Source organism: Mesorhizobium sp. WSM4813, assembly GCF_055811555.1.
The window spans coordinates 21,560-44,315 of record NZ_JBVVQU010000034.1 but is presented as its reverse complement, the minus strand read 5'-3'; the positions used below and the strand labels follow the sequence as shown (position 1 = coordinate 44,315).

Annotated in this window: 15 protein-coding genes; 13 read left to right on the top strand and 2 right to left on the bottom strand. The window is 61.8% G+C overall.

What is annotated here, in order from left to right:
* Positions 1-30: 30 nt before the first annotated feature.
* From AC0L25_RS20050 to bglA, 10 genes are all read left to right on the top strand, one after another.
* Positions 31-1,008, top strand: coding sequence for a substrate-binding domain-containing protein (locus AC0L25_RS20050; protein WP_473597133.1), 978 nt, complete (start codon positions 31-33; stop codon positions 1,006-1,008).
* A 157-nt stretch (positions 1,009-1,165) separates the two neighbouring features.
* Positions 1,166-2,230, top strand: a complete 1,065-nt coding sequence (locus AC0L25_RS20045) for an ABC transporter permease (RefSeq protein WP_352959484.1) — start codon at positions 1,166-1,168, stop codon at positions 2,228-2,230.
* A gap of 2 nt (positions 2,231-2,232) precedes the next feature.
* On the top strand, positions 2,233-3,015 hold the full coding sequence (locus AC0L25_RS20040; protein WP_029355791.1) for an ATP-binding cassette domain-containing protein: 783 nt from the start codon (positions 2,233-2,235) through the stop codon (positions 3,013-3,015).
* 346 nt (positions 3,016-3,361) lie between these two features.
* Positions 3,362-5,824 (top strand): glycogen/starch/alpha-glucan phosphorylase, encoded by a 2,463-nt coding sequence (locus tag AC0L25_RS20035; protein ID WP_473597112.1) that lies wholly within the window; start codon positions 3,362-3,364, stop codon positions 5,822-5,824.
* Between the two features lie 58 nt (positions 5,825-5,882).
* Positions 5,883-8,096, top strand: coding sequence for a 1,4-alpha-glucan branching protein GlgB (gene glgB / locus AC0L25_RS20030; protein WP_473597111.1), 2,214 nt, complete (start codon positions 5,883-5,885; stop codon positions 8,094-8,096).
* Positions 8,097-8,132: 36 nt separating this feature from the next.
* Entirely contained in the window at positions 8,133-9,398 is a 1,266-nt protein-coding gene (gene glgC, locus AC0L25_RS20025; protein ID WP_473597110.1) for a glucose-1-phosphate adenylyltransferase, read from the top strand.
* A gap of 3 nt (positions 9,399-9,401) precedes the next feature.
* A complete protein-coding gene (gene glgA / locus AC0L25_RS20020) occupies positions 9,402-10,847 on the top strand; it encodes a glycogen synthase GlgA (RefSeq protein ID WP_473597109.1) in 1,446 nt (481 codons plus the stop codon).
* A gap of 3 nt (positions 10,848-10,850) precedes the next feature.
* Complete coding sequence (locus AC0L25_RS20015) at positions 10,851-12,479, top strand: alpha-D-glucose phosphate-specific phosphoglucomutase (RefSeq protein WP_473597108.1); 1,629 nt, start codon at positions 10,851-10,853, stop codon at positions 12,477-12,479.
* 73 nt (positions 12,480-12,552) lie between these two features.
* Positions 12,553-14,601, top strand: coding sequence for a glycogen debranching protein GlgX (glgX, locus tag AC0L25_RS20010; RefSeq protein ID WP_473597107.1), 2,049 nt, complete (start codon positions 12,553-12,555; stop codon positions 14,599-14,601).
* The gene (gene bglA, locus AC0L25_RS20005) at positions 14,591-16,219 is read left to right on the top strand and encodes a beta-galactosidase BglA (protein WP_473597106.1); all 1,629 of its coding nucleotides are present in this window, start codon (positions 14,591-14,593) and stop codon (positions 16,217-16,219) included. Before glgX ends, bglA begins: the two co-directional genes overlap by 11 nt.
* Positions 16,220-16,235: 16 nt before the next feature.
* Here the strand turns inward: bglA and AC0L25_RS20000 are convergent, their stop codons facing one another.
* Positions 16,236-18,020 (bottom strand): pilus assembly protein TadG-related protein, encoded by a 1,785-nt coding sequence (locus tag AC0L25_RS20000; protein ID WP_473597105.1) that lies wholly within the window; start codon positions 18,018-18,020, stop codon positions 16,236-16,238.
* 1 nt (position 18,021) lies between these two features.
* On the bottom strand, positions 18,022-18,501 hold the full coding sequence (locus tag AC0L25_RS19995; RefSeq protein ID WP_473597104.1) for a TadE/TadG family type IV pilus assembly protein: 480 nt from the start codon (positions 18,499-18,501) through the stop codon (positions 18,022-18,024).
* Positions 18,502-18,870: 369 nt separating this feature from the next.
* On the opposite strand from AC0L25_RS19995, the gene AC0L25_RS19990 reads away from it, so the two are divergent.
* The 3 genes from AC0L25_RS19990 (at position 18,871) to AC0L25_RS19980 (ending at position 22,755) form a co-directional block, all read left to right on the top strand.
* Complete coding sequence (locus tag AC0L25_RS19990) at positions 18,871-20,463, top strand: peptide ABC transporter substrate-binding protein (RefSeq protein ID WP_473597103.1); 1,593 nt, start codon at positions 18,871-18,873, stop codon at positions 20,461-20,463.
* Between the two features lie 254 nt (positions 20,464-20,717).
* The gene (locus AC0L25_RS19985) at positions 20,718-21,641 is read left to right on the top strand and encodes an ABC transporter permease subunit (RefSeq protein ID WP_473597102.1); all 924 of its coding nucleotides are present in this window, start codon (positions 20,718-20,720) and stop codon (positions 21,639-21,641) included.
* Positions 21,634-22,755, top strand: coding sequence for an ABC transporter permease (locus tag AC0L25_RS19980; RefSeq protein WP_473597101.1), 1,122 nt, complete (start codon positions 21,634-21,636; stop codon positions 22,753-22,755). Before AC0L25_RS19985 ends, AC0L25_RS19980 begins: the two co-directional genes overlap by 8 nt.
* The last annotated feature ends 1 nt before the right edge of the window (position 22,756 follow it).

The window sequence follows — 22,756 nt, the reverse complement described above, 5'->3', positions numbered from 1 at the left end:
ACCGTGTTTGCCGCGGCCGGACTGGGTCTGATGGCGTTCACCTCGGCTGCGTCCGCCGCCGATGTCGGCGCCTGCCTGATCACCAAGACCGACACCAACCCGTTCTTCGTCAAGATGAAGGAAGGTGCGACCGCGAAAGCCAAAGAACTCGGCGTCGATCTTAAGGCTTACGCCGGCAAGATCGACGGCGACAGCGAGAGCCAGGTGGCGGCGATCGAAAGCTGTATCGCCGACGGCGCCAAGGGCATCCTGATCACCGCGTCGGACACCAAGGGCATTGTCCCGGCGGTGAAGAAGGCACGTGACGCCGGTCTGCTGGTGATCGCGCTCGACACGCCGCTTGACCCGCTCGACGCCGCCGACGCGACCTTCGCGACGGACAACCTGGAGGCCGGCAAGCTGATCGGTGCTTGGGCCGCCGCGACGCTCGGCGACAAGGCGAAGGATGCCAAGATCGGCTTCCTCGACCTGACGCCCTCGCAGCCAACGGTGGACGTGTTGCGCGACCAGGGCTTCATGATGGGCTATGGCATTGATGTGAAGGACCCCAACAAGATCGGCGACGAGGACGATCCGCGCATCGTCGGCCACGATGTCACGAACGGCAATGAGGAAGGCGGCCGCAAGGCGATGGAAAACCTTCTCCAGAAGGACCCCGGCATCAACGTCATCCATACCATCAACGAGCCGGCGGCGGTCGGCGCCTACCAGGCGCTCAAGGCCGTGGGCCTCGAAGGCAATGTGCTGATCGTATCGGTCGACGGCGGCTGCCCCGGCGTGAAGTCGGTCGCTGAGGGCGTGATCGGTGCGACCTCGCAGCAATATCCGCTGCAGATGGCGGCGCTCGGCATCGAAGCGATTGCCGCGTTCGCCAAGGACGGGACGAAGCCCAAGCCGACCGAAGGCAAGGATTTCTTCGACACCGGCGTCAATCTCGTGACCGACAAGCCCGCAGCCGGTGTGAAGTCCATCGACACCAAGGAAGGCCTCGCCAAGTGCTGGGGCTGATGCCGGTCTGACAGGCAACAGACCGAGCGGCCAGGGGCTTGATCCCCGGCCGCTTCGGGTGGACGATGCGGTAGTCGCAAGCGCGAACAATTCCGGCGGCAGATCGGGAATGGTTGGACGGGCGTCGGCGCGTGGCTGAAGCCTCATGGGAGGAAACATGTCTCAGGTTCAGGAATTCGAAAAGGCTCTCGCGAACAGCGAGACAAGCGTTGCCGCTTTTGACGAGCACGGCACGTCGCTCGTCAAGCGCATCCAGCATTTCCTGCATTCCACTCCGGCTGCGGTGCCGCTGATCGTGCTGGTTCTGTCGATCGCGGTCTTCGGCGTCACCATCGGAGGACGGTTTTTTTCGTCCTATACGCTGACGCTGATTCTGCAGCAGATCGCCATCGTCGGTATTCTCGGAGCCGCGCAGACGCTGGTCATCCTGACAGCCGGCATCGACCTGTCAATCGGCGTGATCATGGTGATATCGGCCGTGATCATGGGCAATTGCGCCGTCACCTACGGTCTGCCGACCTTGCTTGCCGTGGTGATCGGGCTTGGCGCCGGCGCGGCCTGCGGGCTGCTCAACGGGCTGCTGGTCGCCTACATGAAGCTGCCGCCGTTCATCGTCACGCTCGGCACCTGGAACATCGTCATGGCCACGAACTTCATCTATTCGGCCAATGAGACGATCCGCGACGCCGACGTCGACGTCCAGGCGCCGCTGCTGCATCTGTTTGGCCTGAACTTCAGGATCGGCACAGCGGTGCTGACATTCGGCGTCATCGCCATGGTCGTGCTGGTGCTGATCCTCTGGTACGTGCTCAATCACACGGCCTGGGGCCGCCATGTCTACGCTGTCGGCGACGATCCGGAAGCGGCCAAGCTGTCGGGCATCCAGACCAAGAAGGTGCTGATCTCGGTCTATACCCTTGCCGGGCTGATCGCCGCTTTCGCTGCCTGGGTCTCCATCGGCCGCAACGGCTCGATCTCGCCGTCCGCCGCCGTCACCGACTACAATTTGCAGGCGATCACCGCGACGGTGATCGGCGGTATTTCCCTCTTCGGCGGACGCGGCTCGATTCTGGGCACATTGTTCGGCGCCATGATCGTCGGCGTCGTCTCGATGGGCCTCAACATGCTGGGCGCCGATCCGCAATGGAAAGTGCTGCTCACCGGTGTGCTGATCATCGGCGCCGTAGCGATCGACCAGTGGATCAGAAAGGTTTCGGTGTAGCCATGACCCAGGAGCCCATCCTCACCGCGCGCGGCCTCGTCAAGCGCTACGGCCGCGTTACGGCACTGAACAGCTGCGACTTCGATCTCTATCCGGGAGAAATCCTGGCCGTGATCGGCGACAACGGCGCCGGCAAGTCGACGCTGATCAAGGCGATCTCGGGCGCCGTGATTCCGGACGAGGGGATCATCGAGTTGGACGGCAAGCAGGTGCTCTTCAAGTCGCCCATCGAAGCCCGAGAAGCCGGCATCGAAACCGTCTACCAGAACCTTGCGCTGTCGCCGGCGCTTTCGATCGCCGACAACATGTTCCTCGGTCGCGAGATTCGCAAACCGGGTTTTCTGGGCGACTGGCTGCGTATGCTCGACCGCCCGGCAATGGAAAAGCGCGCCCGCGACAAGCTTACCGAACTTGGCCTGATGACCATCCAGAATATCAGCCAGGCCGTGGAAACGCTCTCGGGTGGCCAACGCCAGGGCGTGGCGGTGGCGCGCGCTGCCGCGTTCGGCTCGAAGATGGTCATCATGGACGAGCCGACGGCGGCATTAGGCGTCAAGGAGAGCCGCCGCGTGCTCGAACTAATCCTCGACGTGAAGAAGCGCGGCCTGCCGATCGTGCTGATCTCGCACAACATGCCGCATGTCTTCGAGGTGGCCGACCGCATTCACATCCATCGCCTGGGCCGTCGCCTCTGTGTCATCGATCCCAAGCAATATACGATGTCCGACGCCGTCGCCTTCATGACTGGAGCGAAGCTTCCGCCGGAGGCGGCGCTGGCGGCCTGATGCATGTCGCCCAAAAGTGCGCAGCGGTTTTGGGATGACGAGATGCATCAAAGAGAAATACATGTCGCCCAAAAGTGCGCAGCGGTTTTGGAATAACGACATGCATCAAAGAGAAATACATGCCGCCCAAAAGTGTATGGCGGTTTTGGGATGGCGATATGCACATAGTTAAGAACTAAGGCGCGTCGCATAGGCCGCCCACACGATCCCTATAAGTTTCTAAATTGCCGCAGGGTAAGCTGCCCGCGGCAATCTAACTCGATTGAACGCATAATAATATGCGTTAGCATGGGCTGGGAGGAATGGTGAAAGCCGGTATGATCATGGCAACCGCACGAGAGGCAGCATGACGCGCTCGATGACATCCGAAGCTCCCATTCTCGAAAACTCCGATCCCAAGGCTCTTGCCGACGAAGTCTTGAAGGCCCTCAAATACAGGCTCGGCAAGGGCACCAGTGTCGCGACGCAGTACGACTGGCTCACCGCCTCGATCAAGGTCGTGCGCGACCATACCGTCGATCATTGGATGCAGGCGACGCAAGAGGCCTACGCCCATCAGGAAAAGCGCGTCTATTACTTGTCACTGGAATTCCTCATCGGCCGCCTGATGCGCGACGCCTTCTCCAATCTTGGCCTGATGGACAATATGCGCGAAGCACTGCGGTCTCTCGGCGTCGACCTCGATCTCATCGCGGCGCTCGAACCAGATGCAGCGCTTGGCAATGGCGGCCTCGGCCGGCTGGCCGCCTGCTTCATGGAAAGCATGGCAACGGTCGACATCCCGGCGCATGGCTATGGCATTCGCTACGCCAACGGCATGTTCCGTCAGGAGATCCATGACGGCTGGCAGGTTGAGCTGCCCGAAACCTGGCTCGATCACGGCAACCCATGGGAGTTCGAGCGGCGCGAACGCGCCTTCGAGGTCGGTTTCGGCGGCTCGGTGGAATCGATCACATCGAAGGACGGCAGGCTTGAGCGCCACGTCTGGAAGCCGATCGAACATGTTCTGGCAGTTGCTTACGATACGCCGGTAGTTGGCTGGCGGGCCAACCGCGTCAACACGCTGCGGCTCTGGTCCGGCATGCCGATCGATCCGATCCTGCTCGACAAGTTCAACGCCGGCGACCACATCGGTGCACTCGCCGAAAGCAACAAGGCCGATGCCTTGTCGCGCGTCCTTTACCCCGCCGATTCCCACAAGGCCGGTCAGGAACTGCGGCTAAGGCAGGAGTATTTCTTTTCCACCGCATCGTTGCAGGACATCGTTCAGCGTCATCTCAGTCAGTATGGCGACTTGCAGTCGCTGCCCGACAAGGCGGCGATCCATCTGAACGACACGCATCCGGCCATCGCCGTGCCCGAACTGATGCGCCTGTTGATGGACGTCCACGGCATGGATTTCGACCAGGCCTGGAGCATCACCAAGCGCACCTTCGCCTACACCAACCACACGCTGCTTCCCGAAGCGCTCGAAAGCTGGCCGGTGCCGTTGTTCGAGCGTCTGTTGCCGCGCCATATGCAGATCGTCTACGCCATCAACGCAGAAGTGCTGCTGGAGGCGCGCGCCTCCGACCAGTTTTCTGACGAGCAGATCAGCCAGATCTCGCTGATACAGGAAAACGGCGAGCGACGGGTGCGCATGGGCAATCTGGCCTTTGTCGGCTCGCACTCGATCAACGGTGTCTCTGCCCTTCACACCGAGCTGATGAAGGAAACGGTGTTTGCCGAGCTCCACAGGCTCTACCCCGACCGCATCAACAACAAGACCAACGGCATCACGCCGCGGCGCTGGCTGATCCAGTGCAATCCCGGTCTCACCGCGCTCACCCGCGAGGCGATCGGCGACCGCTTCCTCGACGATATAGACGCGATCAAGGAGCTCGATGGTTTTGCCGACGACGCCGCCTTCCGCGACAAGTTCGCGGCAGTCAAGCGGGCGAACAAGGCCAAGCTTGCCAATCTCGTCGCTGACCGCCTCGGCATCAAGGTCGATCCCTCGGCGCTGTTCGACATCCAGATCAAGCGCATCCACGAATACAAGCGCCAGCTCCTCAACATCCTCGAAACAGTCGCGCTCTACGACCAGATCCGCTCCCATCCCGAGCGCAACTGGATGCCACGCGTCAAGTTCTTCGGCGGCAAGGCGGCGCCCAGCTATCACAACGCCAAGCTGATCATCAAACTCGCCAACGACGTCGCCAAGGTCATCAACCGCGACCCGGCCGTTCGCGGCTTGCTCAAAGTGGTGTTCGTGCCGAACTACAATGTCAGCCTGGCCGAGATCATGATGCCGGCCGCCGATCTTTCAGAGCAGATATCGACCGCCGGCATGGAAGCCTCCGGCACCGGCAACATGAAGTTCGCGCTGAACGGTGCGCTGACCATCGGCACGCTCGACGGCGCCAATGTCGAGATCAAGGAATGCGTCGGCGACGACAACATCTTCATTTTCGGCCTGACCACCGAAGAGGTCGCCGCGCGGCGCAGCAACGGCTATGATCCGCGATCGGTGATTGGAGCCTCTCCCGAACTGGCGCAGGCCGTAGCTGCCGTTTCGTCGGGCGTCTTTTCGCCTGACGATCCGGAACGCTATCGCGACCTGATGAACGGCCTCTATCAGAGCGATTGGTTCATGGTCGCCGCGGATTTCGATGCCTACGCCGCCACCCAGCGCGATGTCGACGCCGTCTGGCGCAACAGCCCGGATTGGTACGCCAAGGCAATCCGCAATGTCGCCCGCGTCGGCTGGTTCTCGTCCGACCGCACGATCCGCCAATATGCGAAAGAAATCTGGAACGTGCCGGTCTGATATGATTGCATGAGGCCACGAACAACGTGGTCCGGGTGCCGGGGAGGGTCACTGCCTGATGAGGAAGCCGCGCGCGACCGCTGCGACAAGCGGGCCGGATGGACTGGCTTCAGCCGGTGATGTCGCGGCAATTGTCGCCGGCACGCATGGTGATCCATTCGCTGTCCTCGGTGTGCACGAGGTTGACAAGAGCTTTGTCGCCCGCTGCTTCGTCCCTCATGCCGAGTTCGTCACTGCCTACACGCTGACCGGCAAGAAAGCCGGCGAACTCTCCAGGCGCGACGAAGGCGGCTTCTTCGAGGGCAGCCTGTCGCTCAGAAAGCGTCAGCCGCTGCGCTATCACGCGCGCAATGCAGGCGGTGACTGGTGGCTGATCGATCCCTATTCGTTCGGTCCGGTGCTCGGTCCGCTGGACGACTATTACATCGCCGAAGGTTCGCACCTCAGGCTGTTCGATAAGCTTGGTGCGCATCTCATCGACCACGAGGGTGCATCCGGCGTGCATTTCGCCGTCTGGGCGCCCAATGCAAGGCGCGTTTCTGTGGTCGGCGACTTCAACGAATGGGACGGCCGTAGGCATACGATGCGCGTCCGCCGCGACACCGGCATCTGGGAGTTGTTCATCCCCGATATCGGCGCCGGCCGGCCCTATAAATACGAGATCATCGGGCCCGATGGCGTGAGACTCCCGCTGAAGGCCGATCCGTTCGCCTTCAAATCCGAACTGCGCCCGGCCACCGCTTCGGTGACGGCGCTTCCGCCGGCGCATCAATGGGGTGACGAGGCGCACCGCAATTTCTGGCGCAACGCCGACCCCCGCCGCGAGGCGGTGTCGATCTATGAGGTCCACGCCGGCTCCTGGCAGCTTCACGACGACGGCAGCTTCCTGTCATGGGACGAGCTTGCCGGCCGGCTGATCCCGTACGTCGTCGACACGGGTTTCACCCACATCGAATTCATGCCGATCTCCGAACATCCCTATGACCCCTCTTGGGGTTACCAGACGACGGGCCTCTACGCGCCGTCGGCCCGGTTCGGCGATCCGGACGGTTTTGCCCGGTTCGTCGACGGCGCCCACCGCGCCGGCCTCGGCGTCATCCTCGATTGGGTGCCGGCACATTTTCCGGTGGACGCGCATGGCCTGGCCAATTTCGACGGCACCGCGCTCTATGAGCATGCCGACCCGCGCAAGGGCTTCCATCCCGACTGGAACACCGCGATCTACAATTTCGGCCGGCGCGAGGTGGTCTCGTTCCTGGTCAACAACGCGCTGTTTTGGGCCGAGAAGTACCACGTCGATGGTTTGCGGGTCGATGCCGTCGCCTCGATGCTCTACCTCGACTATTCGCGCAAGGCCGGCGAATGGATTCCCAACGAAAAGGGTGGGCGCGAAAACCTCGAGGCGGTCAGCTTCCTCCAGAGGATGAACAAAGAGGTCTACGGCCATCATCCTGGCGTGATGACGATTGCCGAGGAATCGACCTCATGGCCAAAAGTTTCGCAGCCGGTGCATGAGGGCGGGCTGGGTTTTGGCTTCAAGTGGAACATGGGGTTCATGCACGACACACTGGAGTATTTCTCCAAGGAGCCGATTTTTCGCAAGCATCACCACGGCGACATCACCTTTGGCCTGGTCTACGCCTTCAGCGAGAATTTCGTGCTGCCGCTCTCCCATGACGAGGTCGTGCACGGCAAGGGGACGCTGCTTAGCAAGATGGCCGGGGACGACTGGCAGAAATTCGCGACGCTGCGCGCCTACTACGCCTTCATGTGGGGCTACCCCGGCAAGAAGCTGTTGTTCATGGGGCAGGAATTCGCCCAGCGCCGCGAGTGGAGCGAGGCGCGCGCACTCGACTGGAACCTGCTCGATTTCCAGGCCCATCGCGGCGTCTGGCAGACGGTGCGCGATCTCAACTATCTCTACCGCTCACGCCCGGCGTTGCATGCGCGCGATTGCGAGCCGGAGGGCTTTTCCTGGCTGATCGTCGACGACAGCGCGAACTCTGTCTTTGCCTGGCTGCGCAGCGCGCCGGGCGGAAACCGAGTCGCTGTCATCTCTAATTTCACGCCGGTTCCGCGCGATAATTACCGCGTGCCGTTGCCGATGGCTGGAAGATGGCGCGAGATCATCAACACGGACGCCTTCGACTATGGCGGTTCCGGCAAGGGCAATGGCGGTGCCGTCGAGGCTCGGGCGGAAGGAGGAGGCATCTCGGCGACGATGCTGTTGCCGCCGCTGTCGACGATCATGCTCGAATTTGCTCCGGACTAAGCGATGTCTCGCAGCGCGTAACTTGGGAGGATAAAAATGGCAGAGATAAAACGGACCCAGCCGCTGGCGCGCGATGCCATGGCCTATGTGCTGGCCGGCGGCCGTGGCAGCCGCCTCAAGGAATTGACCGACCGGCGCGCCAAGCCCGCAGTCTATTTTGGCGGCAAAACACGCATCATCGATTTTGCGCTCTCCAATGCGCTCAATTCCGGTATTCGCCGCCTCGGCGTCGCCACTCAGTACAAGGCACACTCGCTGATCCGCCACCTGCAGCGCGGCTGGAACTTCCTGCGGCCCGAGCGCAACGAAAGCTTCGATATCCTGCCGGCCAGCCAGCGCGTGTCGGAAACGCAATGGTATGAGGGCACGGCCGACGCCGTGTACCAGAACATCGACATCATCGAGGCCTACGGGCCCGAATACATGGTCATCCTGGCCGGCGACCACGTCTACAAGATGGACTACGAGCTGATGCTTCGCCAGCATGTCGACGCCGGCGCCGACGTCACCGTTGGCTGCCTCGAAGTGCCGCGCATGGAGGCGACCGGCTTCGGCGTCATGCATGTCGATGCCAAGGACACCATTATCTCCTTCATCGAGAAACCGGCCGATCCGCCCGGCATTCCCGACAAACCGGATTTTGCCCTGGCTTCGATGGGCATCTACGTGTTCAAGACCAAGTTCCTGATGGAGCAATTGCGCCGCGACGCGGCCGAGCCGGGCTCAAGCCGCGACTTCGGCAAGGACATCATCCCTTATGTAGTCGAGCATGGGAAGGCGATCGCCCATCGCTTCGCCAAGTCCTGCGTGCGCTCGACCGCCGAGAACGAAGCCTACTGGCGCGATGTCGGGACGGTCGACGCCTATTGGGAAGCCAATATCGACCTGACCGACATCACGCCGGAGCTCGACCTCTACGACCGCGACTGGCCGATCTGGACCTATGCCGAGCTGAAGCCGCCGGCAAAGTTCGTGCATGACGAGGACGGGCGTCGCGGCTCGGCGGTGTCCTCGCTCGTCTCGGGCGATTGCATTGTCTCGGGCGCTTCGCTGAAGCGCAGCCTGATCTTCACCGGCGCGCGCATCAATTCCTATTCGACGCTCGAAGAAGTCGTCATGCTGCCCGACTGCCATGTCGGCCGCAACGCAAGATTGAACCGCGTGGTGATCGACCATGGCGTGAGGATACCCGAGAGGCTCGTGGTCGGCGAAGATCCCGTTCTCGACGCCAAGCGCTTCCGCGTTTCCGAAAAGGGCATCTGCCTCGTCACGCAGGCCATGATCGACAAACTGGGATTGTAATGAATGCAGGTTCTGTCGGTCACGCCCGAAATATTCCCTCTGATCAAGACTGGCGGCCTTGCCGACGTGACCGGCGCGTTACCCGTCGCGCTCGCCGGCAAGGGCGTGACGATGCGCACGCTTGTTCCCGGCTATCCCCAAGTGATGGATGCCTTCAAGAAGAAAAAACCCGTTCACCAATATCCGCTGCTGCAGGGCGGCAAGGCGTCGGTCCATGCTGTCCAGATTGCCGGGCTCGACCTGTTCGTGCTCGACGCGCCGCATCTGTTCGATCGTCCCGGCGGCCCCTATGGGAATGCCGCCGGCGCCGACTGGCCGGACAATTGGCGGCGTTTCTCGGCCTTGAGCCAGGTTGGCGGCGACATCGCCGGCGGCGCCATCTCGGGCTACCAGCCCGACATCGTCCATGCCCATGACTGGCAATCGGCGATGACGCTGGCCTATATGCGCTACGGCAAGGCGGTCGGCACGCCGTCGATGATCACCGTCCACAACCTCGCTTTCCAGGGTCAGTTCGGCGCCGGCATCTTTGGCGAGCTTGGCTTGCCGGCGACGGCAATGGCGCTCGACGGCGTCGAATATTATGGCGGCGTCGGTTTCCTCAAGGCCGGCCTGCAGGCCGCCTGGGCCATCACCACCGTCAGCCCGACCTATGCGCAGGAGATCCGCTCGCCGGAATTCGGCATGGGGCTCGATGGCCTCGTCAACATGCGATCCGTCGATCTCTATGGCATCGTCAACGGCATCGATACCGAGATATGGAACCCTGAAACCGACAAGCATCTGGTCTCCAACTACACGGCCAAGACATTGAAGCTGCGGCATCCTAACCGGACGGCGGTCGAAGATCGTTTCAATCTCGACCGCGACGACAGTCCGATCGTCTGCGTCATCAGCCGGCTCACCTGGCAGAAGGGCATGGACATGCTGGCGACAGTCGTCGACGGGATCGTTGCGAGGGGTGCGCGCCTGGCGATCCTGGGGTCGGGCGATGCCGGCCTCGAAGGCGCGCTGCTGGCCGCCGCCGCCCGCCATCGCGGTCGCATTGGCGTCGTGGTCGGTTACGACGAGGGGCTATCCCACACCATGCAGGGCGGCTGTGACGCCATCGTCATCCCGTCGCGCTTCGAGCCTTGCGGGCTGACTCAGCTCTACGGCCTGCGCTATGGCTGTGTGCCGATCGTCGCCCGCACCGGTGGCCTTGCCGACACGGTCATCGACGCCAATGAAGCGGCCGTTTCGGCAGGCGTCGCAACCGGCTTCCAGTTCGCACCCGCCGATCCAGGCGCCTTGCTGCACGCCATCCGCCGGCTGGTCGCGGCGCACGCCAACCCCACGGTCTGGACGTCGATGCAGCGGCAGGGCATGAAGGCCGATGTGTCGTGGGACAAAAGCGCAGAAAAATACCTCGAACTCTATCGCTTGCTGCTTTCGAAAAGGGTTGCCTGAAGCATGATACGCACCGTCGCCACCAAACCCTACTTAGACCAGAAGCCCGGCACTTCCGGGCTGCGCAAGAAAGTGCCCGCGTTCCAGCAGGAGCACTATGCCGAGAACTTCATCCAGTCGATCTTCGATGCACTGGACGGGTTTAAGGGCAAGACCCTGGTGATCGGCGGCGACGGCCGCTTCTACAATCGCGAGGTCATCCAGAAGGCCATCGCCATGGCGGCGGCCAATGGCTTCGGCAAAGTGATGGTCGGGCAGGGTGGGATCCTGTCTACGCCGGCCGCGTCCAACATCATTCGCAAATACAAGACCTTCGGCGGCATCATCCTGTCGGCCAGCCACAATCCGGGCGGCCCGCACGAGGATTTCGGCATCAAATACAACGCCGGCAATGGCGGCCCGGCGCCGGAAAAGCTGACCGACGCGATCTTCGCCAAAACCAAGCTAATCTCCAGTTTCAAGATCGCTGATATCGGAACCGTCGACCTCGACACGATCGGTACCGTCGAGGCGGGCGGCATGACGGTCGAGGTGATCGACCCGGTCGCCGACTATGCCGAGCTGATGGAAAGCCTGTTCGATTTCGATGCCTTGCGCGCACTGTTCAAATCGGGTTTCCGCATGCGCTTCGACGCCATGCATGCCGTGACCGGTCCCTACGCCAAGGAGATCCTGGAGAACCGGCTCGGCGCGCCGAACGGCACCGCCCGCAACTTCATTCCCCTGCCGGATTTCGGCGGCCACCATCCCGATCCCAACCTGGTCCATGCCAAACACCTCTACGACGAGATGATGGGACCGGATGCGCCGGATTTCGGCGCTGCTTCCGACGGCGACGGCGACCGTAACCTGATCATCGGCAAGGGCATTTTCGTCACCCCGTCGGATTCGGTGGCCATGCTCGCCGCCAACGCCCATCTGGCGCCGGGCTACAAGGCCGGCCTGAAAGGCATCGCGCGCTCGATGCCGACCAGCGGCGCGGCCGATCGCGTCGCCGAAAAGCTCGGCATCGGCATCTACGAAACGCCGACCGGCTGGAAATTCTTCGGCAATCTGCTCGATGCCGACATGGCAACGATCTGCGGCGAGGAAAGTGCCGGCACCGGCTCCAGCCATGTCCGCGAGAAGGACGGGCTGTGGGCCGTGCTTTTGTGGCTCAATATCCTTGCCGTGCGCGGCGAAAGCGCCAAGCAGATCGTCACCGAGCACTGGGCCGCCTATGGCCGCAATTACTACTCGCGCCACGACTATGAGGAGGTCGAGACAGACCGCGCCAACGCACTGGTCGATGAATTGCGGACGAAACTCGCATCACTGCCCGGCACCAGCGTGCGCGGCATGACGATCGCCAGCGCCGACGATTTCGCCTACCACGACCCGGTCGACGGCTCTATAGCCAAGAACCAGGGCATCAGGGTGCTGTTCGAAGGTGGATCGCGCGTCGTCTTCCGTCTTTCCGGCACCGGCACCTCGGGCGCGACGTTGCGCGTCTATATCGAGCGCTACGAGCCGGACAAGTCCAGGCACGATCTCGACACGGAGGAGGCGCTTGCCGCTCTGATTGCGGCAGCCGATGATATTGCCGGGATTCGCAGCCATACCGGCCGCGCCAAGCCGAGCGTCATCACCTGATGCCATCTAGACCATGATCCCGAACCGACGGTCCGCGTCAGCAAAAAGTGGGAGCCGGTTTTCGGAAAGGATCATGGTCAAACAGGAAGATAGAATACCGGCCGGTAATCGGCCGTATCGGCCGCGATTTGGTGGAATTGTATCGGAAGGCGGTATTCGCTTTGCCGCATGGTCGTCTGCCTCCAGCCGGCTCTGGGTCGCGATCTTCGATGAGCAGGGTACCAGGGAGATCGACCGGCTTGAACTCCAGCCGGAAGGCAAGGGCGTTCACGCGCTTTTCGTTGCCGGCCTCGCTGCCGGCACCCGGTACGGGTTTCGCGCCGATGGCGAGTATGCGCCCGAGCAAGGGCTCTGGTTCGATCCCGACAAGCTGCTGGTCGATCCATATGCCGTCGAGATCGACAGGCCTTATGTCTATGACAACAGGCTCGCCGCACGACGGGGCGAGGGCACCGATACCGCGCCGCTGCTGCCGAAGGCGATTGCCGCCACCCTGCCGCAACCGGTGCCTGCCTTGCCGCCGCTATTCCAGCCCGGTGGCCTGATCTACGAAGTGCCGGTGCGCGCCTTCACCATGCTGCATCCGGACATCCCGAAGCACCAGCGCGGGACGATTGCAGCCCTTGCCCATTCGGCCATCGTCGAGCACCTGAAAAAACTCGGGGTCGGGGCGGTCGAACTGATGCCGGTGACGGCATCGATCGATGAGCGGCATCTGCCGCCGCTCGGGCTGCGTAATGCCTGGGGCTACAACCCCGTGACCTTCATGGGGCTCGATCCGCGCCTGGCGCCCGGCGGTCTCGCGGAACTGCGGCAGACGGTCGCCACGCTGCGTGAGGCCGGCATCGGCGTCATCCTCGACCTCGTCTTCAACCACACCGGCGAAAGCGACAGGCTTGGGCCGACGCTGTCGCTGCGCGGCCTCGACAGTCGTGCCTACTACCGGCATTGGCCGGACGGCAGGTTGGCTAACGACACCGGCACCGGCAACACCGTCGCCTGTGATCATCCGGTCGTCCAGGAAATGGTCCTCGACACGCTGCGTCACTTTGTCTGCCATGCCGGCGTCGACGGTTTCCGCTTCGATCTGGCGCCCATTTTGGGTCGGGTCGATGGCCTATTCGACGCCGCGGCACCGTTGCTCATGGCTATTCGCAACGACCCGGTCCTTGGTGACAGAGTGCTGGTCACCGAGCCTTGGGATATCGGCCCGGACGGTTATCAGCTTGGTAATTTTCCGCCGCCCTTCCTCGAATGGAACGACAGATATCGCGACGATATTCGCCGCTTCTGGCGCGGCGATAGCGGCATGGTCGGCGCGCTGGCGACCCGGCTTGCCGGCTCGTCCGACGTGTTTGCCAAGCCAGGCCGGCAGACAAGCCGCAGCGTCAATTTCATCGCCGCGCATGACGGTATGACGCTGGCCGACATTGTTGCCTACGAGCACAAGCACAATGAAGCCAATGGCGAGCAGAACCGCGATGGTCACGACGACAACTTGTCCTGGAACAATGGCGTCGAGGGTAAGACCGACGACCGGAGGATCGTTACGGCCCGTTTCGATGACCAGTGTGCGCTGCTGGCGACGCTGTTTGCCTCGCGCGGCACGATCATGCTGACCGCCGGCGACGAATTCGGCCGCACCCAGGAGGGCAACAACAACGCCTATGCGCAGGACAACGAGATCACCTGGCTCGACTGGGCCGGCCGCGATCAGGCGCTGGAACAATGCACTGTTTTGCTAGCTGGGATGCGTCGTTCCGTGCCGGCGCTTTCCGACACGCCCTTCCTGACCGGACAGCCGCGGCCCGGGTCAGAAATACCGGACGTCGTCTGGCTCACTGAAACCGGCATGCCGCTCGACGAGGCAGGCTGGCACGATCCGGGGCGGTACCGCCTGGTCATGATGCTCGGCGGCGATGATTGCCGCCTTGCCGTGGTCATCAATGGCGATCGCCGGGCGTGTATGTTCACGCTGCCGGAGCGCGACGGATTTCTCTGGGTCCCAGCCATCGCCGGCGCAGCAGACATCTCACAACCGGTGCCGGGGCGAACGGTGATTTTCATGATCGAACACAAAGCCGTGCAGGCTCAGATAAAGGAGAACCGCGGTGGCAAGTGACGAGGCCGAGTGGTGGCGCGGCTGCGTCATCTACCAGATCTATCCGCGCTCTTTCCAGGACACGACAGGGGACGGCAGTGGCGATCTGCGTGGTATCACATCGAGGCTGGCGCATGTCGCATCGCTTGGCGCCGACGCCGTCTGGCTGTCGCCCTTCTTCAAGTCGCCGATGGCCGATATGGGCTACGACGTATCCGACTATACAGCCGTCGACCCGATGTTCGGCACATCAGAGGATTTCGACGCGGTGGTCGCCGTGGCGCACCGTCTCGGCCTGAAAGTCATTATCGACCAGGTCCTGTCGCATTCGTCCGACCGGCATGAATGGTTCGTCCAAAGCCGCGCGAGCCGCGATAACCCTAGGGCGGACTGGTATGTCTGGGCCGATCCGAGGCCTGACGGCACCGCCCCCAACAACTGGCTGTCGGTCTTCGGCGGTCCTGCCTGGGAGTGGGACGCGACCCGCAGGCAATATTACTTGCACAATTTCCTTGCCTCGCAGCCGGACCTCAATTTCCACAATCCGGAGGTTCAGGACTCCTTGCTGGAAACGGTGCGGTTCTGGCTGGAGCGCGGCGTCGACGGCTTTCGGCTCGACACCGTCAACTACTATGTCCATGACCGCTGGCTGCGCAGCAACCCGCCCCTGGCGTCGAGCGTCGCCGGCACCAACACCGAAACCAATCCCTACCTCTATCAGGAACATCTGTTCGACAAGACGCAGCCCGAGAACCTCGCATTCCTCAAGCGTTTTCGGGCGCTGCTCGATGAATATGAGGGCCGCGCCGCTGTCGGTGAGGTCGGCGACGAAACCCGTTCGTTGCAAACGCTCGCCGCCTACACCGGCGGCGGCGACAAGCTCGACATGTGCTACACGTTCGACCTGCTCGGTCCGCAATTCTCGGCCGCACATGTGCGTGGATGCGTCGAAGCGTTCGAGAGTGCTGTCCTCGATGGCTGGGTCTGCTGGGCGTTTTCCAACCACGATGTCGTTCGCCACGTGACGCGCTGGACAAGGCCCGGCGGCGATCCGGAAAGGATGGCGAAGTTCTCTATCGCTCTGCTGTCATGCCTGCGTGGATCGATCTGCCTCTATCAGGGCGAGGAACTCGGGTTGGAGGAAGCGGACCTAGCGTTCGAGGATCTGCGCGATCCATACGGCATCCGCTTCTGGCCCGGGTTCAAGGGCAGGGATGGATGCCGCACACCGATGGTCTGGGAGAAAGGCTCCGACAATGCCGGTTTTTCCACCGGCAGGCCGTGGCTTCCGATCCCGCAAAGCCATCGCGCCCGCGCGGTCGATATCCAGAACCGGGAGGAAAAGTCGGTTCTAGCCAGCTATCGGGCGATGCTCGCCTTGCGCAAGCAGCATGCAGCTCTGGTGCAGGGTTCGATCCGCTTTCTCGATGCCGAGGGCGATGTACTTGCCTTCATTCGCGAAGGCGGCGGCGAGAAGCTGCTTTGCGTTTTCAATTTCGCCGACGAGCCGGCCAGCTGGCCGTTGCCGCAGGATATCGATGTCGCAGTGACGATCGATCTTGGCGGCCTCGGTGCTGCCTTGCAGGAAAAAGTTCTCTCGCTGCCGGCGTTGGGCTGTTTTCTCGGGCAAGCCGGCTGACCTCTCTACTTGGTCCTCATTGAACGAGCACGGAGCGGCCGCAAGTCGCGCCCATGACCCGGACATCAGCCTCGCCGACGCGCACGCCCAGTGCCGCAAGCACGTTGTAAACCAATTCGTCGACAGGCGCCGTCACGCCGTTCAGCAGCGCCACCACTGCCGGCTTCACCGTTCCAAGCAAGGCGGTTACATCAAGCCCGAGGCCCAGCGCACTGACCGAAAGCGACAGATTGTTGACCAACGACGTGGTGAGAGATTGCGTCAGGTTTTTCGTGGAAACAGTCTTTATCGTCTTGTTTGCGATTTCGGTGCTGTTGAAGGTCAATATCGTCGGATCGTTGTTGGCGATCTCAACGGCCGCAGAACCGTTCACGCCGATCAGGTTGAGGGTGAGAAACAGAAGCTTCACGCTGACCTGCGCCATTTCGGCAGGTTGAAATGACTGTGGGTTGCTGAAATCGGCGAAGGCGGAGGGGCTGTTGTCGGCATCGCTGGCGCCAAGGTGCAGCGAGGCAAGGCCCGGACGTGCGGCAATGGTAACCTTTAAACTGTCGGGGTGCCCCGTCGGGCAGCTGATGTCGGTCAGCTTGGCTTCGGCAGAGGCCACCTCGACATGCAGCGGCAGTTTGACGGACAGGAGGCTGATGCCGCCACCGAGATTTGCATTGCCGCCGCCGACGGACGCCACCAGCTTGATCCGCGTCTGCGCCGTACGCACCACGGCGCCCTTCTCGCCGACTGTCAGCCACGGCGAGAATTGCGCAGGTTCGCCGATGGCAATGGCAAGCGTGGTGGAGAGAAGCCCCGGAATGGTGGCTCCGAGATTGAGCTCGACCTGCTTCGAGCCGTTGGCCAGTGCAGCGGCGGTGGTCAGCATGCCCATGGCGCTAGCGTCGACGGAAAGGCCGGCCGGCTTTTGTCCGAGACCCAACTGGCCAATTGATCCAAGGTCGACAAGATGATTGAGCGGGATTTTGACCGTGCTGGTGGCTCTGGACGCGATTGTCTGGAGAACGAGCTTGCTGCTGCTGCCAACCGTTGAAACGTTAGCCAGGGCCGTGGCTACCTGGCCCACAGTCGCTTTTGATGCCAGCACGTCTGAATAGCTGACGCCTGTCAGTTGCAACTGGACGGCAAGAGCGTCGACGAACGAAAGCACATTCACATCGGCTGAGATCAGGGCGTTATAGTCCATGACGCTGAGCGAGATGTTAGTGCCCAGGAGGCCGCTGAGAAGCGAGTTCAGGATGCCGCCATTGACGCTGAGAAGCCTGGACCCGACCGAGAACATCGCCTGCGGAGCAACGCTGGCGATGGCTTCGGTGCCGATCACCGGCGTCGGAATGAGTGCACTCGCAAAGTAGCGGGCAGGAATCTTCCTCAGCGTGACATGGACGGCATTGTAGGGCGTCTTGCCGGCCTCGAAGCGCTTGTCGACGCCGAGCGACGACTCTGGTGAATATCGGCCGGCGGTGACCGACACGACGGTTTTCCCGAGGGCAGGGGCGATCGTCTGCCCTGCCTTCTGGACAACGATACCCGGCATTCCGTTGTCGCCGAGCGTGGTCACCACCGCGGCCTCAATGTTGTTGATGTTGGAGGCGGCGGTGATTGCCGCAAGATCGACCAGCGACTGAGCCTCCCGGCGCTCCACATAGATCGAGCCTTCATCGATGGCGAAGGCGGCCAGCGCCAGCGCGAACGGTGCGCATAGCGCCGTCATGACGGTGAAGTTCGCCTTCAGGTCGCCAAGCATCGAGTGGGCGACCCGGCCGATCCTCCCCGGCAAAGTTTCCGACATTTCAGATGCCTCCGACCCGTATTGTCGACTCGCGTGAGATCGTGGTTCCAGGCATGGGCAGCGCCGGGAACAGTTTCCAGACCGGCAAGTTACGGGCATCGTATTGGATGGACACGACGAACTGGTTTCCGTCGGCTGTGCTGTCCTTTGCCTGATAGGTCAGCTTGGTGGAATCGACGAAGGGATATCCGCCGGCATTGGTATTGACGAAACTGGTCACCAGCGCCTGGCGCTCGCCCTCATTCAGCCCGGCTATCGCCGTGCGGGCGGCGTCCGCTGCGATTTGCTGCACGGAGTGGCTTGCACCGAAATAGATACCGTATGCAACCATTCCGAGCAAAAGTAAGATAAAAATCGGCGAAAGCAGCGCGAACTCAACCGCTGAAGTTCCGGACTGCTCTCTAAACTGGCATAATTTTAGTCTTAACCGGCGCGTTTTATGACGCTCTATAGCGATTGTCTTATTTTCTTCGCCGTTCATGTCCTTCGCCCACCGAGACATACCGAAGCTCACGAAAAATATAATCCATGGTTGTTTAAAGACGCATTAAGACATTTCGGCAAAGTGGAATCGACGACCAGTTTCTGGCCGGAAACGAAGGTTTGAAATGGGAAGCGGAGCAAGCCCATCGTTTCGACCGCTGTTCTGCCGGCGGCGAAGCGTCTGTCGCTGCGCCTTACTTAGGGTGACCTCACGAGTCTGTTGAAATAAAAAATCGCCACGTTACTGTTTGACCACCAGCTGCCGGAAAGGGAACCGGCGGCGCGCTCAAAGGGGCCATCTAATCGGTTTCGGGGCGTCAACACTCAAGAGGCGCAGCTGAACGGCCGCCTCGACAGGGAGAACTCCATGCTGAAAACTATGCTGAAGGCGACGGTGTTCGCCACAACCATGGTCTTGGCCGCCGGCACGTTCTACACGCCGGCCTTCGCCGAGGTCGTCTATAACCGCGGCAGCGCCGCCGAATCGGAGTCACTCGACCCGCACAAGACTTCGACGATCTACGAAGCCAATATTTTGCGTGACCTGTTCCAGGGGCTGACCATGCAGGACGCAAAGGCGAACCTCATCCCGGGCGCTGCCGAAAGCTGGACAGTATCGGACGACGGCACCGTCTACACCTTCAAGCTGCGCAAGGGCGCCGTCTGGTCGGATGGTGCTCCGGTCACGGCAGATGACTTCGTCTACGCTTTCCAACGGCTGGAAGATCCGGCCACCGGCGCCGAATACGCTTCGATGCTCTATCCCGTGAAAAATGCCGAGGAGGTGAACACCAAGAAGGCGAAGCCCGAGGAGATGGGCGTCAAGGCAATCGACGCAAACACACTGGAAGTGACGCTGAAGGCGCCCACGCCCTATTTTCTCGAAATGCTGACCCACCAGGCGGCCTATCCGGTCAGCAAGGCCTCCATGGACAAGCTCGGCGCCGATTGGATCAAACCGGGCAATTTGGTCTCCAACGGCGCCTTTACACTGGTGGAGTGGGTTCCCAACGACCACATCAAACTGGTCAAGAATCCGAAATTCTGGGATGCTGCAAGCGTCAAGCTCGACGTCGTCAACTACATCCCGACCGAAGATCGTTCGTCGGCGATGAAGCGCTTCGAGGCCGGCGAACTCGACAGCTACGACGATCTCCCGACCGAGCAACTCGCCGACCTCAAGGCCAAGTTTGGCGATCAGATTCGCGTCGGGCCTTACCTCGGCACCTACTATTTTGCGATCAAAACCGACAAGGCCCCGTGGGACAACGTCGAACTGCGCAATGCCATCTCCATGGCAGTCGACCGCGATTTCCTTGCCGAAAAGGTCTGGCAGAACTCAATGCTGCCCGGCTATTCGATGGTGCCTCCAGGCATTGAGGGCTATACGCCGGCAATGGCCAAATACGCGGACATGTCGCAGATCGACCGCGAGGATGAGGCCAAGAAGGTACTCGAGAAGCTTGGCTACACGCCCGAGAAACCGCTGAAGATGGAAATCCGCTACAACACGTCGGAAAACCACAAGAACACTGCGGTCGCCATCCAGGAGCAGTTGAAGCCGCTCGGCGTCGAAGTCACGCTGCTCAATACCGACACCAAGACCCACTACTCCTTCCTTGAGCAGAAGGGCGACTTTGACGTGGCGCGTGCCGGCTGGATTGCGGATTACAAGGATCCGGAAACCTTCCTCGGCATCTCCCGCAAGGCAAGCGGCAACAACTATTCGGGCTACAACAGCCCGGAATTCGAGAAGGCCATGGACGAGGCTGCCGCCGCCGGCGGCAAGCCCGAAGAGCGCATGAAGCAACTCGCCGAGGCCGAGCGCATTCTCGTCGATGAGGTCGGCAACATCCCGCTCCTCTACTACAGCTACAAGGATATCGTTTCCCCGAAGATTCATGGCTTCGAGGACAACGTTATGGACGTGCATCCGTCCCGCTTCATCTCCAAGGACTGATCTCCTTGGCCCGACTGCCGCTCCTCTACAGCGCCGCGCGTCCTTTGGGACGCGCACAGGGCGCTGTGATTTACGCCTGATCCTTTCCCAACTTCGGTTCGGGTCATGTGTTAGGGGCGGCGGTTCCGGTTTGCCATCGCATCGGCCCGAAAATCGGAATCGATTTTCGGGAAGCACGATGCGAAGATTGAAACGCTAGAGCGTACTTTGTGCGTCCAAGTGGACGCACGTCGCTCTAGGCCCGCGGGGAACCGATGCTGCGTTACGTATTCCGGCGGCTCCTGACCGCCATCCCGACGCTGTTCGTCATCGTAACCATGGCGTTCTTCCTGATACGCGTCGCGCCGGGCGGCCCGTTCAACCAGGAGCGGGGCCTGAGCCCCGAGATCAAGGCCAATCTTGAAGCGCAGTTCGGCCTCAACGACCCGCTCTGGCTGCAATATGTCCACTATCTCGGCAATCTGCTGCGCGGCAATTTCGGTCCGAGCTACAACATGCCGGATTTCACCGTCACAGAATTGTTTGCCAGGGGCCTGCCCGTTTCGATCCAGATCGGCGCCTCGGCCCTCATCCTGGCGCTGCTGCTCGGCGGCCTCCTCGGCACCATTGCCGCGCTCAACCAGAACAAGATTGCCGACTACTCAGTGATTGCGCTGGCTGCCGCCGGCAGCACCATTCCGACCTTCGTCATTGCGCCGGTGATCCAGCTTTTGTTCGGTCTGACCTGGAAGCTGCTGCCGATCGGCGGCTGGGGCGATGGCGCCCTGCTCAACAAGGTCGGGCCTGTGCTGACGCTCGCCTTGCCGCAGATCGCCATCGTCGCTCGCCTGATGCGCGGCTCGATGATCGAATCGTTGCGCTCGCACCACATTCGCACCGCACGCGCGCTCGGCCTGTCGGACTGGTCGGTGGTCGTCAAGCATGCGCTGCGCGGCGCCATTTTGCCGATCGTCTCGTTCACCGGCCCGGCGGCGGCGGCACTGCTCACCGGCTCGATCATCGTCGAGACGATCTTCGCCGTTCCCGGCATCGGCCGCTATTTCGTCGAGGCCGCACTCAATCGCGACTACACGCTGGTCATGGGCACCGTGGTGGTGATCGCGCTGTTCACCATCGTCTTCAACCTGATCGTCGACGTCATGTATGCCTTCGTCGATCCGAGGGTGCGCTATGACTGATATCGCAGCCACCGCTCCGGCCGTCGTCGGCCGCTCCCTGTGGGGCGATGCCTGGTCGCGCCTCAAGGCCAACCGCGCCGCCATGTTCAGCCTGTATTATCTTGCTTTCATCGCGATCCTCAGCGTGTTCGGACCCTCTTTGGTGCCGCATCGATACACCACCATCTACGCTGATTATGTGCGCACACCGCCGAGCTTCTCGGCCTATCCGAGGGCCGACAAGATAGAAACCGCGCTTAATGAGGCGATCAAGCGCATGCGTGTGGACATCAAGGAGTGGCGGCAGGAAGACAATCGCATCTTCGTCACCGTCACATCGCCCAAGCCGATCGATGACCGCAATGTCCGCTACCTCGACCGTTCCGATGCCTTCGACAACACGAAGATAGAGAGCAAATCGCCTGACGGCCTTGAGGCGGTGATGAGCGCTTCGATTAGGCAGCAATATTTTCTGTTCGGCACCGACAATACCGGCCGCGATCTCCTGTCGCGGACGCTGATGGCCGGGCGCATCTCACTGGCGATCGGCCTGCTCGCCGGGGTCGTCGCCGGCGTCATTGGCGTGCTCTACGGCGCTACGGCCGGCCTTGCCGGCGGCAAGGTCGATGAGGTGATGATGCGCATTGTCGATGTGCTCTATTCGCTGCCGTTCATTTTCTTCGTCATCATGCTGGTGGTGTTCTTCGGCCGGAACTTCGTGCTGATGTTCCTGGCGGTCGGCGCCGTGCTGTGGCTCGACATGGCGCGCATCGTGCGCGGCCAGGCGCTGTCGATCCGGCGACAGGAATACGTCCAGGCGGCGGAGGCGATGGGCGTCGGCCAACGCGGCATCCTGATCCGCCACGTCATTCCCAACCTGCTTGGCCCGGTGGTCATCTACATGACGCTGCTGGTGCCGCATGTCATCATCCTGGAGAGTTTCCTGTCCTTCCTCGGGCTCGGCGTCCAGGAACCGATGACCAGCTGGGGCGTGCTGATCTCGACCGGCGCCAAGAACATCGGCACCGCCAACTGGCTGCTCTTGTTCCCTGCCTTCTTCCTTGTCTCAACGCTATTCGCGCTGAATTTCGTCGGTGACGGCCTGCGCGATGCGCTCGATCCCAGGGATCGTTGAG

Bases quoted from the DNA above. Each gene is read 5' to 3' on its own strand.
- AC0L25_RS20050 (WP_473597133.1), top strand. From the start codon at position 31: ATGGCGTTCACCTCGGCTGCGTCCGCCGCCGATGTCGGCGCCTGCCTG.
- AC0L25_RS20045 (WP_352959484.1), top strand. From the start codon at position 1,166: ATGTCTCAGGTTCAGGAATTCGAAAAGGCTCTCGCGAACAGCGAGACA.
- AC0L25_RS20040 (WP_029355791.1), top strand. From the start codon at position 2,233: ATGACCCAGGAGCCCATCCTCACCGCGCGCGGCCTCGTCAAGCGCTAC.
- AC0L25_RS20035 (WP_473597112.1), top strand. From the start codon at position 3,362: ATGACGCGCTCGATGACATCCGAAGCTCCCATTCTCGAAAACTCCGAT.
- glgB (WP_473597111.1), top strand. From the start codon at position 5,883: ATGAGGAAGCCGCGCGCGACCGCTGCGACAAGCGGGCCGGATGGACTG.
- glgC (WP_473597110.1), top strand. From the start codon at position 8,133: ATGGCAGAGATAAAACGGACCCAGCCGCTGGCGCGCGATGCCATGGCC.
- glgA (WP_473597109.1), top strand. From the start codon at position 9,402: ATGCAGGTTCTGTCGGTCACGCCCGAAATATTCCCTCTGATCAAGACT.
- AC0L25_RS20015 (WP_473597108.1), top strand. From the start codon at position 10,851: ATGATACGCACCGTCGCCACCAAACCCTACTTAGACCAGAAGCCCGGC.
- glgX (WP_473597107.1), top strand. From the start codon at position 12,553: ATGGTCAAACAGGAAGATAGAATACCGGCCGGTAATCGGCCGTATCGG.
- AC0L25_RS20000 (WP_473597105.1), bottom strand. From the start codon at position 18,020: ATGTCGGAAACTTTGCCGGGGAGGATCGGCCGGGTCGCCCACTCGATG.
- AC0L25_RS19995 (WP_473597104.1), bottom strand. From the start codon at position 18,501: ATGAACGGCGAAGAAAATAAGACAATCGCTATAGAGCGTCATAAAACG.
- AC0L25_RS19990 (WP_473597103.1), top strand. From the start codon at position 18,871: ATGCTGAAAACTATGCTGAAGGCGACGGTGTTCGCCACAACCATGGTC.
- AC0L25_RS19985 (WP_473597102.1), top strand. From the start codon at position 20,718: ATGCTGCGTTACGTATTCCGGCGGCTCCTGACCGCCATCCCGACGCTG.
- AC0L25_RS19980 (WP_473597101.1), top strand. From the start codon at position 21,634: ATGACTGATATCGCAGCCACCGCTCCGGCCGTCGTCGGCCGCTCCCTG.